Below are 13,575 nucleotides of genomic sequence, written 5' to 3'. Positions count from 1 at the left end.
TTTAATTTGTAAATTCAGTTTTCATGGTGTACTAAACATGATGGAGAACTTAGCTTTGTTACTTGAATGGAGAAGATGAATATCTATGTCTTATTTAATCAACAAGGAAATCTACAAAAAGAAGTCTGATATCATAAGCAGAGCCCAAAATATAATTTCGGTCACAAATACCGGTGATGAAATTAATGGTGAAAATTATGATTTCATCTTAGGCCTGCTAAAAAACCATGACGAATGGGAACATAAAACTTCAAATGGCTTTCTGGGAATTACAGTCGGTAAATCAATACACGGTACAACATGTTTCTATATTAAAACAAATGATGGGCTTGAAGATATTTCCTTTCATCACGCAGTAAAATGTCTAAAAAAACACAATAACTTTTATATATAGCGGGTAATGATTAATTTAACTATTTGTTTAGTTAAAGTAGTTACTCTAACCTTTAGCAAGATTACGTCTAATTTCCAATCATCTAGACTGGACAACCCCCATATTTGGGAGCAATAATTAACAAAATCTCACTTACAAAAATCTTATGAAAAATCAACGTGATGAGGCAGGGGAAAGATGGAAATTCAAGAATTTATTGCAAAGTATCGAAATCATCCAGTGCTCTTCATCGGAACTGGGTTTAGCTTGCGATATCTCTCTAATTCCTATGATTGGAATGGTTTACTCTCACATATTTGTTTCGAACTCACTGGTGATAAAGAAACATATCTTGATATTAAATCAAAATGTCAAATTAATGGTGAATATAAATATGATAAAATTGCCAGTGATATAGAAAGAAAATTCAATGAAACTTTGTCTAACGATAGAAATGGAAAGTTTAAAGAAATAAATGATATTTTCTATAAAGAGATGGATAAGGGAATTAATTTAAGTAGATTTAAAATATATATTACTCAGTTATTATCAACTGTAGAATTAAAAGAAGAAAAAAGCGAAGAGATAGCTGAACTCATTAAGATGAGAAAAAATATCGGATCAATCATCACGACGAACTATGATTTATTGATTGAGCAACTCTTTGAATTTGAACCACTAATAGGCAATAGCATACTTTTAAGTAATCCTTATGGTTCGGTCTATAAGATACATGGTTGTGTGTCAGCCCCTTACGAACTAACGATTACAGAACAAGATTATGACTATTTCGATAACAAATATGAACTAATTAGAGCACAATTACTCTCACTATTTATTCATAATCCTGTTATCTTTATTGGATACAGCATTAGTGACAGAAACATACAGCAAATTCTAAAGACTATTTTTTCCTATGTACCTACTAACTCAGATATAGCCAATAAAATTAGAAGTAATTTTTTACTTGTGGAATATGAAAAAGATTCACGATCTACTGCTATATCTGAGCACGATATATATATAGGGAATGCTACCACTATAAGAATAAATAAAATCAAGACCGACGATTACGCTTCTATATATAAAAGTTTATCAGACTTAATATTACCAGTTTCAGCAATGGATATTAGGAAAGTTCAAAAAGTCTGGAATGAAATAAAAAGCGGTGGTGAAATTGAAGTAAAAATCACAGAAGATTTAGACCAGTTAAAAAATGGACAAATGGTATTAGCCGTAGGTTCTCATAAACGAGTCAAATATGAGTTTCAAACCAAGCCTGAAATGATGCAAGATTATTTCAAGATCGTAGATGAAGCAAATAAGCAATTAATTATATTGTTAAATAAACAGAAAATACAAAGTTCCCAATTCTTTCCTATTTTCGCATTCAGTGAAATCTGCCCTGAATTAGACAATATTGAATTATACAAAGATCAACAAAGAAGAAAGCTTGCAGATCATTTTGAAAGAACCTCCGCTAATAATTGCAACAATACTCACAATACCATTTCAGAAATAATTGAAGACAGGACATTATCTTTTTCAAAAAAAGATGATTGTATATTCCATAGTTATTATCAAAATAAAATAGCAACTGAAGATGTCAAGAGTTTTTTATTGGCATTTCAAGATAAAAATAGCACGGCATATAGAAGATTATTATGCTTGTATGATTATAAGCACAACGTAGATTAATTTAAGGAAAGTTTAATGTCAAACATGAACCATTCGATACAACCAGGAAAGACGAATGTTGAAGAAAATCGGCTGCAAAGGATAAGAAAAAGGAATATAAAAGCAGTAACTGATATAAAAAAACCTCTGGCAATTACGATAGTTATTGTATCATGCTTGATAATTTTCCACTATGTGTATCTATTCGAAATTGAAATCGAAGCAGTTTTCTGGTTTCTCATTTTACCAATGATTGTTGGACTGGCAATTTCTTGTTCTGGTATTCCTAAAATGATTGATTTTTTAAAACCGTTAATCGATACAATCATTTACGTACCAGCCTCAATTTTAGCAGTATTTTATATATTAAATTCTGTGACAAATATCAGTGAAAAGTTAAAGATCGAAGCTGTTCACCATTGGTATGTCTATGTCACGTTAAGCGTGATCGCAGGAAGTACTATAATAAAATGTTCAATAGCTTTTTCAGAAAGCGTTAGTAAGTATCTCATTCTGTGTGAAAAATCCGTTTCAAACAATTTAACTCCAAAATTGACTCTGCTTTGGAAGTACAAGACCAGAAGACTTTATAAAAAAAAGCGATGACCCCCAAAAATTATTTTTTTGCCATTAAAGGGGATACACCGATTACATAAGCAGGGAAGCTTATAAATGATACAATTAAAATATAGCTTAACACTTCATCTTGATTCACAAAATAATATATCATTGATAACAGGAGCATGATAAAAACTAAAAAATAAAAATTAAATTTCATTCTTCTCTTGGAATTTTTATCGATATCATTACAGGATAACATTCTTTTTTTCATATAATCACTCCTATTTTATTGAATACTTATAACTTATCATCATTAAATAAATAGTCAATACACTACTTATAGCATTTAACAAGCAAGGGCTAACTCAGAGATGCTCCTGCGGAAGCATCTCTGAGTTCCCTTGCTTTTTCTGCCTTTTAGTTGAAAAAGATAAACCTCCAAGCGTATGAGATATTAGACTCAATAATTTGATTAATAACTTCTCACACAATAGAATAAGTCTACTGTGTTTTATTTTTCCAGAAGGTGTTTTATGGGACTGTTAGATTCTATTATTAAAGAAATAAAAGAGAACCAACATATTAAACCATTAGTGATTTATTTCTCTATTTTTGTAGGTGGCGGGGCTATTGTTTATCTCGCAATGCAATTTTTCATAGTTCAAGGACTTACCTACACAATTGATAATTTAACTAAGGACCGTGATTTTTATCACCAACAAAATAGTGAATTGAGGGAACAGTTATCTAAAAATGCAAGTGAAAATGAACATAAGAATTCAATTCAAATTGATAAAATAATCAGTCTTTATCAGAAACAATTGAATGATTACGAAATTAAAAACAAACAGCTTTCACAAACAGTAGAATCTCAAAAAAATCAGTTAGCAGAATTTTCGTACAATGCCAAGTTGGCTTCAAATAATAATCAGGAAAAGAATATTTCCGTCCTAAAAAAAGACCTTGCTGCACTCGACTATGATATTAAACAATTATATAGCAAACAATCCTTACTTGGTGCTGATTATGGTTACTCCCAGAAGGAATGTGATAAAGCAAATCCTGTAGGCTACAGCAATACATGTGAACAAGCATCGAAAACAAAGTATCTTTTAGAATCAGTAAATGCACAAATTAAATCTCAATTAGATAAGAGAAAATTTATGCAAGAAGAATTACTGTCCATACAAAAATCTAATATTAATTAAGGGCATCTCTGGCGATTGATGGCTCAGTCGCCTAAACTTCACCTCATTCTTAGATGATGAAGCTATATCAGCTTGACTTTTAGATAATTTACTATAAGAGATGTTATAATTCTATATAATATGAAATGGAGTTCATATGAATGATGCGATTTTTGATAAAGATTTTATTAAAAGCAACAAAGGAAGATTCGGCGTAAAGTTATTACCAAAGCAGTTAAAAAGGACACATAATGTAAGTGTAAGATTTAATGACGAAGAATTATTATTCTTAGACGATAAAAGATACGGATATAATCGCGCTGAATGGCTTCGCATGGCTTTACTTCAAAACTTCCCTTCGGCTATTCCTGAAATTAATTTAGAGGCATGGCAATCATTGTCCGATATATCCCAAAAGTTAAACAAGTTGATAAATCATCTGGACACTAAAAGCAGTAATAGTGAGTTAACGAAAACAGAGATCTTCGCTATAAAAAAACAGATTAAAGAGCTTCGGTCATGTCTTACAGCTTCTGAACCCTTCTCAAGATAGTTTTTTCTTATGAAGGGAATGCGGAAGATCAAGAGGGGTAAGCTCTTCGCAGGTGTTGTTCAATATGCATTGAAGCCGGGAGCACATCATAAAAGTGATCCAATCGTCATTGGCGGGAACATATTAGGTGATTCAGCCTCTGAACTGATCGCTGAATTTGATGGCACTAAACAGCTTCGGCCAGATATCCAGAAAACAGTATGGCACAACTCGCTTCGCTTACCTGATGGTGAATCATTATCGAATGACCAATGGGCAAAGATAGCTGACGACTATATGAAGAAGATGGGGTTCAATGAGACCCATCTCCGCTGCTATGTTCTACATGACGATTCTGCCGGCCAGCACATACATATCATCGCAAGCCGTATCGACGTCAACGGCGGTAAACTTTACCTTGGCAGGAATGAGAACCTCATCAGCACCCGGATCATCAGTGAACTTGAAATCACTCATAACCTGACAGTGACTAGGACAGCCCCTACGATTGCACCAAAGCAATCGAAGCGGAAAAGAATCTCTCGCAACGAACAGATGCTATCAGAACGAACTGGTGTTCCCTGCCCCAAGATATCCCTTCAACAGATCATTGATAAAAGTTTGGCGGATACACCTGACCTTTTAACTTTTATCAAGAGGCTGGAAGAAGCAGAAGTCGGTTGGAAAGCGAATGTCGCAAGGACAGGTAAAATGAACGGCTTCTCATTCTCCTACCGCGATATTGCATTCAAGGCTTCACAGTTAGGCAAGGGTTATTCTTGGGCAAATCTTCAAAAGCAACTTAACTACAACCCTGACCACTTAGAAGCTATACGAATCAGCATACCGGCAAAAGAAGCTGCTCCTGCTCCTGCTCCTGCTCCTGCTCCTGCTCCTGCTCCTGCTCCTGCTCCTGCTCCTGCAACGATTTTAAGGACAACTGAGAGAAGGGAAAGTATTGGGGGAAAAATTGCAGAACTGGAATTACGGCTCAGAGAAGACAAACGGAACGAAATCGTAGAAAAGATTCTTCAAAAGAATGCCGTCAAACAGCAAAAGCATCTCAGGATCATCGGCTGGATTCCATTTCTAAGGAGGCTCGTAGAGCTTCTTCGAAGCTATGGTAAGAGCATCCTTCACAACAAGCCCGCAAGATTCTCAAAAGTCTATGCAACTCAGCATCTAAGCCAGAAAAGAAAAATCCGTTTATAGCCAATGTATTGCACCACTCTCCCGAAAAACCACCTCACCAAATAGTAAAAAATTTATGTTAAGTCAAGAAAATATTGATCGTTATTACAGATCGATAATCTAGTTATGATAGTCAATACCTATCAAGTAACAATCATCGATCGGTACAAGCAATTTTACTAAAGCGAGATAGTCATCGAGAATCCCTACAAATACGAAGTAAATTTTCCTTCCTGGGGTTGCTATGACAAACGAAACAATAAAGTGCCCGTTCTGCTTCAAAGAGAGCCCGTTTGGTGTCCATGTCTGCACTGGCTGTCATTCAACTATTAAATATGGGGCTGTTTCAGCCTGGCTTGCATTAGCCTTGGGGATTTTATTAACAGTTATTGCTTTCTTCATATTCGCAATTAGTCAAAGTTTTTTGTTAACCGTAGTAATGTTTTTTGCATTAGCAATTTCAATAAGATTGTTTTTACGTAAGAAATTTGCGCACAAAGCCCTATTCACACATAAGAATTAATTTGGAATAAAAGGAATTTAAAAATGAAAGCTCATTCAATCCTGGTAATTATTCTTTCATCTTTTTTATTAACTGCCTGTAATTCTGAACCTTCGGAAAAGGACATAACCAATGTTTTTAAAAGTGTTGTAGATAGATCCAACGCAAGTATGATATCTCTAAATCCAAGCATTTCAGAAAAAGATCTAATTAAAGTAGATTATGTGAAAAAAGTTAGCTGCACAGAAGAAGCAAACAATGTTTACAACTGTATTGTCGATGCTTCTATAAGCAACATGAAACAAACAAAGCCTGTTAAGCTTGTGAAATCTGATGGTGTCTGGAAAGAGGTTCAGTAGTAGCCTATATCAAGAAGTGTCATTCAGCCCCTGTACAGGGGCTTTCTATTGCTTATAATCTGACGGTTCTTACACGAACTTCATGGGTTAGCTCTTTCTCAATCACTTTCATTTCATATTGTGCTCTGAGAGTAGTATAGATTTCTTCTGCTTTTTCTTGATTGTTATCTATGTAATTAACAAGCGAGTTTAGCTCTCTAAGAACCCCTTCTTTGTTATTTAATCGTTGCAGTAGATTGCTTGTCAAACTTTTATATACCGAGCTAAACATAGCCATTATGTTATCAATATTACGGTTGGATTTGGAATAAATCCTTTTAGGGTAGAAATATTTTAAATGGTATCCTACAAAAATTAAATAAAGCTGGTATGAGAAATTTTTATCTCCGGGATGGTATCTTTTTGAAATATACTTATCGACAATAATGATAAGTTGCTCTTCCAGAGTAAACTCTGAATTGATGATGTTTTTGTCCATAAAATGCATCCTTGCATAATTGAAATAGTCTTCCTGACCATATATTTATATTTATCGCATTTATTTAACTTGTCAATAGGTGTAACCTATCAACTATTATTTTTTATTAAATGGCCTATTCAATTGTTCCATAGTAAGACCATGTCTATAAGCATTATACTGCCAATAGCTAAACTGCTCTTTGTATCTATTATTCTGTTTTTTCAACATTTCATTTTCGGCTTTAAGATTTATTATTTGTTGTGCCGCAATCGTTAAGTTAGCTGGCTTTTTAAGGCCAGATTTTTTCAAATTAGACAAATTTTTCTTTGATCTATATGCTTCAACAACTTCATCATGAGCACTTAAAGATTGCCTTGTGATAGTTCTGTTTAAATTCTTATAAACTGATTCACATAAATCACTCCATGTTATTTTGCCGTCCCAAGTCAGTATAATGTGTTTAATTGCCTTTATTTCACTCCTGTTTAAATGTTTTGCCATAAGTATCTCCTGTTTTAATTATTCAAAAGCTTATTAATTCTTTCCAAATTTTTTTCATGGTGTTGCAACCATTTGTCTGCACCATAATCACCATTTTCATAAGCGATCTGAGTTATTCTCTTTAATTGCATTACTTTCTCTCGGACAGATTGCAGTCTAATTCTATCTACTGAATTAATGCCCAATATTTTATTATCACACTCAACAAACTGATTAATTTTTGCACAAGGCTTAATTAAATAGTTATGTACACAGTAACCAAATTCAGTTAAGTGTATTGCACCTTGATTAAGGTTATTAAAATCAATTGTCGATTCATTTGTGATAATTGAGTCCCTTTGACAATAATTACTCCTATTCAATTTAATAGCTTTGATTTTATCTAACATATCTTCTTCCGAAACATGGTTATAAACTCTGTTCTGATTCACATTGACACGACCAGACCATTTAGCAATATCCAGTTCAGACATTTCACCATAATGGGCTATAGTGTTTAAAAGGTGGCGTGGTTGGTGTGAGCGAATAAGCAGTGGCTGACCTTCAGTATCATAATATCCGTGTCGGGAGAAAATATTTTTATATCCATACTCATGACATTTTTTATTTTGTATATCATTAAAAAAGAATGCTTTAGTTGGTTTATGAAATGAATAGAAATCAACCATTTTAGATAAAGTAAATTGGCGAGGATTCAATAAACATAATGCATTGCTAAACTTTATAGATTTTTCTTCATCATACCAAGGAAAGTCTCTGCTAAAACCAGAGCTAATCATTTCCCATAGCTCACTCAATGAATAGTTATAATCATTGGAGTTTAAGAAACTTTTCCCACCATCCAAACTTGTCTTTCTAATTTTTAGAAAGCAAGATTTGTGATCATGTAAAGGGTAGCCAAGTGCATGACAAACCTGTGTAACTGTCAACTTTGATTTTTCATCAACTTTTGGGCAAAGTTCATGCTGGTAAAATTTATCAGGGTATTTTTCGCACCATTGAGCAAATGCCCTTGCATTTTGTGATAAGGAAAGCAATCTTCTAATCGCTTTCTTTGCAACTGGTATCATAACCTGTGGAATCCACTTGATATTAGGGCCATACCCCTTAACCGAATAGAATCTCAGACCATATCTTTCGATACCCTTCTCATCTCTTTGTGTAATCTCACAATCAGCAGGTAAGGCTAAAATCTCAGAAATTCTGCTCGGACAACAAAGCAAAAGTGCAAATACTGCACTGGTGAACTTATCCCTTGGACTCAGTTGCTCATCATTTTTAGAAAAAATATCAGCAATAGCAAGTAATGCAGCTTCATCTGGTAACTTATCGTTTCTGTGATAGTCCTCAATCTCAGGAAGATAGTTGTTTTTGACCTTCTGCTTCACATGGTTTTTCCAGGATATGTATCCTGATTTCACAAGGTTATGTTCACATAGAAATTTTGATAATTTTTCAAGCTGTATCCCACATTGAGCGAGAACATTACCTTCAAAATATTTACTTCCGATTTGCATTGCCTCATCAAAAACAACGGCTGTAACATTATAAATGAGACCACTGTTCAGAACCTGCAAAAGAGCCTGTTCGAGACATCTTAAAGCCATCATTATAGCCCCATAATTTTTTAAGGGTTTCAATGAGTGCTGATATCTGATATATGCTTTTGCAAAATCGAGAAAATCTTCATGCATTACATCTTTAGAGTTAAATACTTTATGGCCAATCCCTATCTTTCTAAAGGTTACATACCCTTTCCAAACATATTGTTCCCAATCCTGAGCTTGGGTTAGCCCAGATAGTTGATAACGACAAAATTTTATGAATTCATTATAATTGTTTTCTGCCGTAAATTGTTTTTTAGATTTAAATAAAATAATATTGTTCATTGTACATTTACCTCATCAATATCAACTGGCATAAAGAAAGCACATTCTTCACAAGGGAATTTTTCATTTAAATTCTGACTTAGGCATTTTCTTGAAGAACAAAACTTAATATGATAGTTCTCTTTCGAAGTGATTCCATTCATAAAAATATCGGCAATAAATGACAACTGTTCTGAAACTGCGAAATCAATCCTTTCAACACTATCAGCAAGATTCTTAATATAAATACCAGTACTTGATGTTGAAGAATGATCCAACAATTCAGCTATAGTATTAGCATTATGACCATCCTTAGCCAGCATTGTTGCTATTGTATAACGAAGCCTACGCGGAGTAATATTTAATAGCGAACCAGTACGGTTTGAGATTACTTTCCCATTATTAACAATACTTTTCAGTGCTGCATCAGCAATTGTTGTTTTTGCATATAATTTATTAGATTCCAGAAGAAATGGATCTGTTATGTCAAAATCAGGAAGTTTTTCCTCGTTCAAGAAAACAGGAATCTTGCCTTTGGTATGTTCATCAAGGGTTTTGCCAAGAATTTGCTCAACAAGCCTCACGGAATGATTAGCTTGAAGTTGAACAATTGATGCAACCTCTGAGATTATTGGCAGTTCTCGATATTGTAGTTGTTTGCCCTGTTGTTTAATTCGTGGTACTGAGATTAAATATTCTACTTTACCATTATCTAAGTTCTTTTGAAGAATGTCTTTATATTTCAACATAACTAACTGCTGTGGTCTTCTACCGGTAAGACTTATTAATAGTGATATTGCATAATCTGACAGTGACAGTTCACCTATGTTATATGCATGACTCATAGCCTTGATCAAGGAAGTGTGTTCCTCTTTAGTCAGTGGACCCACAGTTGGATCATCTTGTAATATAGGTTGACCAGCTTTTTTAATTTTTAGGTCAAAATGCTTTGCTATTTCAACAGCACTTTCATCTATTCCGGGGTATCCTAATTCAAACCATTTAGTTAAAAATGGCCCTAAACTTCGTAAATATGATGGTTTATTTTCTGATTGCATATTTCGATATTGAATCATTACCTTATCATCAATATAATTAGGCGAAACATTGTTAATAAAATTCTTCATGTTTTTAATTATTGTTTTTACATATAAATGGCTTTTACTACAAAAATAATACTGTAATGTATTCACAAATCCACAAACCAAATTTTTGTTCATAACACATATCAAGTCTCGAATATTAATTCCATGGCTCTCAATCGAAGTGACGATTTTATGTTCATGAATAGACATTTTATCAGGATTATATTTAATTAAATTATTCATCAAATCCTCCTTTGAATAGTTGCTCTTGTTGTTCAAGTGCAGTTTTTTTTGATAACTCAAAAATATGTCTGCGATTATAAATTATTGAAGTATCTGAACCAGGTCGCCATCCCATGAGATAAGAACGGATTTGTTGCTCTTTTTCATCGGATATGTCCTGATTCTTGTCTATTGCTTTTGAGAACTCATAATTCCATGTATGTCGTAGTTTGTGGCCTGTTAACCCACTCAGAAGTGAGGATGATTGACGAACAACACTCACTATCTTATGGTATGAAGAAAATGACAAAGGTTGCCCTTGAGTCTTCCCTTCCTTATAGGTAATAAACAGAAAGTCATGCTTAGTAGCATTTTTAACTTTCCTACGATCATTCAAGACATAATCTGAAATTTCATATATAAGATTCGCATCAGCAATTAATTTCCTCTCACAAGTCTTCACTAATGGCTGATAAACTCGTGGATCTGTTTTATCATTTGCTCTCCTCCTTATTGCTATTGTTGAATCTGCAAAATCTATGTCACCAATTCGCAGATTCAAAAGTTCACCGGCTCTCATGCCAAAGCAATGTAATAACAGGAATATTAGGTTATTTCTTTTTTGTACTGTTTCCGTAAACGGATTCAAGTTACTTCCTGGCGAAAGAATGCTAAACAAAGAATCCAGTTGAGCTTTGTCTAAGCTCTTTTCGATATCCATAAGATATTTGTCATTATTTCTTGGCTTCTTTCTTTTTATGTTGTTAGTGAAAACAAGTATCTCTTTGATTGTATCTTTCTGACCTGTATGAGAAAGAAGTATTTTACATAACCATTCCAGATAGTTAGCTATGGTTGTAACCCGAAAATACTTAGTTGGTTTTTTGACATTCGAAACACAATAATTATTATATCCGCCACTTTTAAAATTGAATGAAGTAAACTCAATCAAATCATCAATTTCATGAGGAGCCAGAAATATCCTTTTCTGAATTCTTTCATCAATATTGATCTCTTTCCTCATAAAGAATCGATATAACAATGAAATGCTACCGGCAATAACTTTCATTGTTGATATAGACTCTGACCGATTTCTTACTTGTGTTGTTATATACAAGTTTGGATAATACAATGGCTCACCATTTTCTTTATTTACAACATGACAATATCTCTCACCATTTTCAAACATAAACGAATCTACACAAATACTGCACATATTTTCCTCCTAAACCTTACAAAAAGTATAATTCCAATATATTAATAATAAGTATTTCGTAGATTTACAAATTTATTTGAATCGCTAGATTCATTTATTTAAATTAAAACAGTGAGATAGACGATTATTCTTGTCAAATTATCATCTGGTAGATCTAGTATATATTATGTACACCTAATACTTGGGAAACTATCTCACTGCCTTGCTAATAAACGGCATCCAAAATAATGTAAGTAATTTTGTAAGGTTTTAAGTTGAAATATGGAGTCAAACTTTACATTTTTACAAAAGAGTTCTCAGTCTAATGTGGTATTGGATTATTCGCTTTGAAAGACTTTTCATCTCAACAGGACATTTAATTAGCGAGAACCATGTCTCATAAACGTAAAACTGATTGAACATATTAAGCTCAGAGATCGCATCTAACGGTTCTCTCAGATTCCCTACTAAATACTGGCTTAACCAGTAAACAATCTTTCTGTTAAATTCATTATCAGGTAAATCATAGATTGCCCCAAACTCGATGATCTTGTAAAAAAGATCTTCGCCTAAATTACACATATGGTTTTCTTCACTCACAAATTCTTCGATATCCATAAAATCTCTCCTAAGTTCAATTAAGCAGCATTATTTCGACTTGTTTCGATAACAGACTGAATCCAGGCATCAATCTCACTTTCGACGAAAGCTACTGCACGAGTTCCAATTTTGACAGGGGCAGGAAACTTACCATCTTTGATCAGACGATAGACCCAGGCTTTGCCGAAACCAGTTCGTTTCAAGACTTCTGGTAAACGAATTAAGCTTTGATTGATTGTATTCATTTGGCTGTCTCCTCCGCTTCTGTTACGGAGATATTAGCCACACAGATTTGTATCTATGAAGGGAATGCTGATAACTGAAAAGTTAGATGAGGGAAGAATGAAAGGAAATTCCGGGGAAGAAAAATATTTATGCCCTCCCCTTGACAATTAACATGCTGATTTACAACTAGAAAGAACCGAGTTCAGAAATCGGTATGTTAAGGAGGTGGCTGTTTTTGCTGATAAAGTATTCCAGACTACGGGTTGTTTCTCCATTCAATGACTTCTCTGCAACAGGCCTGTCTGTATCTTTAATGTGATCTTCTCCTCTGATCTCATTTGTAAAGTCGGGATACAAGACACGAGACAACACCATATTTGAGATTTTTACTTTTTTAAATTTTGCCCAAATCAATAGATCCATCATTGGGATAATATTGTAATCGACAAGTTTTCTTATTTTTGCCAGTCCAATTTTTTCTGTTTTTACTGGCTCAATTTCATATTCTTTCCTGAGAACGGGTAGCATCGTTTGTAAGGCTGTTATAATTTCTTCATCGCTGGACATTCCTAAATCGAATGAAACATACATCTTGCTGCTATTTTGGTTAAGAAAAAAGTCTCTCATAGTTTTTGTTATTGGTTTCTTTTTCAACTCTTTTTTGAAATCGCCATTTTCTTCAAAAAAATCCATGCTAAACATTATTAACTTGTTCTCTAATTTTTTTATATCACCAAAGCTAACCTGCGCAACATGTCTTTGGGCCTTGCCAAAACGACCATGATTATTATCTTGTCTGCTTAAAATAGGATTACCTTCAAGGACAGACCTTAAATTTTGATTATCATCTTCCCATCCAAAATTTACACTGTCGAAAATCGCTTCTCTAAAGGCAAGCTCAGTATGCAGTTCTTTGATTGTAAGTGATTTTAACTGCTCATAGTTTTCGAGACTAAACCAGCTTTTTAATTCTTCATAAGGGCTTACTACTTTCATTAATCCCTCCACTGTATTCAAAGCTTGAATGAGTTAACACT

General features: G+C 33.7%; 16 protein-coding genes. 8 read left to right on the top strand and 8 right to left on the bottom strand.

The annotated features are described in order from the left end of the window. Positions 1 to 85: 85 nt before the first annotated feature. The 8 genes from G4551_RS02995 to G4551_RS02960 all read left to right on the top strand — a co-directional run bounded on the left by G4551_RS02995 (position 86) and on the right by G4551_RS02960 (position 6,382). The gene (locus G4551_RS02995; protein WP_003842199.1) at positions 86 to 394 is read left to right on the top strand and encodes a DUF3223 domain-containing protein; all 309 of its coding nucleotides are present in this window, start codon (positions 86 to 88) and stop codon (positions 392 to 394) included. Positions 395 to 571: 177 nt separating this feature from the next. After that, a complete protein-coding gene (locus G4551_RS02990) occupies positions 572 to 2,071 on the top strand; it encodes an SIR2 family protein (RefSeq protein WP_032941167.1) in 1,500 nt (499 codons plus the stop codon). 15 nt (positions 2,072 to 2,086) lie between these two features. After that, entirely contained in the window at positions 2,087 to 2,656 is a 570-nt protein-coding gene (locus G4551_RS02985) for a hypothetical protein (RefSeq protein ID WP_032941166.1), read from the top strand. 488 nt (positions 2,657 to 3,144) lie between these two features. Beyond that, positions 3,145 to 3,819, top strand: a complete 675-nt coding sequence (locus G4551_RS02980; RefSeq protein ID WP_032941165.1) for a hypothetical protein — start codon at positions 3,145 to 3,147, stop codon at positions 3,817 to 3,819. Between the two features lie 136 nt (positions 3,820 to 3,955). Continuing rightward, complete coding sequence (locus G4551_RS02975; RefSeq protein WP_003842235.1) at positions 3,956 to 4,351, top strand: hypothetical protein; 396 nt, start codon at positions 3,956 to 3,958, stop codon at positions 4,349 to 4,351. Positions 4,352 to 4,360: 9 nt separating this feature from the next. After that, positions 4,361 to 5,542, top strand: coding sequence for a relaxase/mobilization nuclease domain-containing protein (locus G4551_RS02970; protein WP_003842233.1), 1,182 nt, complete (start codon positions 4,361 to 4,363; stop codon positions 5,540 to 5,542). 223 nt (positions 5,543 to 5,765) lie between these two features. Then, on the top strand, positions 5,766 to 6,044 hold the full coding sequence (locus G4551_RS02965; RefSeq protein ID WP_071524350.1) for a hypothetical protein: 279 nt from the start codon (positions 5,766 to 5,768) through the stop codon (positions 6,042 to 6,044). Positions 6,045 to 6,067: 23 nt separating this feature from the next. Next, a complete protein-coding gene (locus G4551_RS02960) occupies positions 6,068 to 6,382 on the top strand; it encodes a hypothetical protein (RefSeq protein ID WP_003842231.1) in 315 nt (104 codons plus the stop codon). 52 nt (positions 6,383 to 6,434) lie between these two features. Here the strand turns inward: G4551_RS02960 and G4551_RS02955 are convergent, their stop codons facing one another. The 8 genes from G4551_RS02955 to G4551_RS02920 all read right to left on the bottom strand — a co-directional run bounded on the left by G4551_RS02955 (position 6,435) and on the right by G4551_RS02920 (position 13,534). Further along, on the bottom strand, positions 6,435 to 6,860 hold the full coding sequence (locus tag G4551_RS02955; RefSeq protein ID WP_032941164.1) for a hypothetical protein: 426 nt from the start codon (positions 6,858 to 6,860) through the stop codon (positions 6,435 to 6,437). 96 nt (positions 6,861 to 6,956) lie between these two features. After that, the gene (locus tag G4551_RS02950; protein ID WP_032941163.1) at positions 6,957 to 7,343 is read right to left on the bottom strand and encodes a hypothetical protein; all 387 of its coding nucleotides are present in this window, start codon (positions 7,341 to 7,343) and stop codon (positions 6,957 to 6,959) included. A 14-nt stretch (positions 7,344 to 7,357) separates the two neighbouring features. Further along, positions 7,358 to 9,232 (bottom strand): hypothetical protein, encoded by a 1,875-nt coding sequence (locus tag G4551_RS02945; RefSeq protein ID WP_003842250.1) that lies wholly within the window; start codon positions 9,230 to 9,232, stop codon positions 7,358 to 7,360. Next, a complete protein-coding gene (locus G4551_RS02940; RefSeq protein WP_003842252.1) occupies positions 9,229 to 10,539 on the bottom strand; it encodes a tyrosine-type recombinase/integrase in 1,311 nt (436 codons plus the stop codon). The genes G4551_RS02945 and G4551_RS02940 overlap by 4 nt, the downstream gene beginning before the upstream one ends. Next, a complete protein-coding gene (locus G4551_RS02935) occupies positions 10,532 to 11,734 on the bottom strand; it encodes a tyrosine-type recombinase/integrase (protein ID WP_032941162.1) in 1,203 nt (400 codons plus the stop codon). The genes G4551_RS02940 and G4551_RS02935 overlap by 8 nt, the downstream gene beginning before the upstream one ends. A gap of 282 nt (positions 11,735 to 12,016) precedes the next feature. Further along, entirely contained in the window at positions 12,017 to 12,331 is a 315-nt protein-coding gene (locus G4551_RS02930; RefSeq protein ID WP_003839644.1) for a hypothetical protein, read from the bottom strand. A gap of 20 nt (positions 12,332 to 12,351) precedes the next feature. Beyond that, the gene (locus G4551_RS02925; protein ID WP_003839642.1) at positions 12,352 to 12,558 is read right to left on the bottom strand and encodes a helix-turn-helix transcriptional regulator; all 207 of its coding nucleotides are present in this window, start codon (positions 12,556 to 12,558) and stop codon (positions 12,352 to 12,354) included. 166 nt (positions 12,559 to 12,724) lie between these two features. After that, the gene (locus G4551_RS02920; RefSeq protein ID WP_003839640.1) at positions 12,725 to 13,534 is read right to left on the bottom strand and encodes a DUF6387 family protein; all 810 of its coding nucleotides are present in this window, start codon (positions 13,532 to 13,534) and stop codon (positions 12,725 to 12,727) included. Positions 13,535 to 13,575: the final 41 nt, after the last annotated feature.

It is taken from the genome of Citrobacter freundii ATCC 8090 = MTCC 1658 = NBRC 12681 (genome assembly GCF_011064845.1).
Lineage (GTDB): Bacteria > Pseudomonadota > Gammaproteobacteria > Enterobacterales > Enterobacteriaceae > Citrobacter > Citrobacter freundii.
Note: the sequence above shows the minus strand (reverse complement) of the source record. Positions and strands in the feature narration are given on the sequence as shown.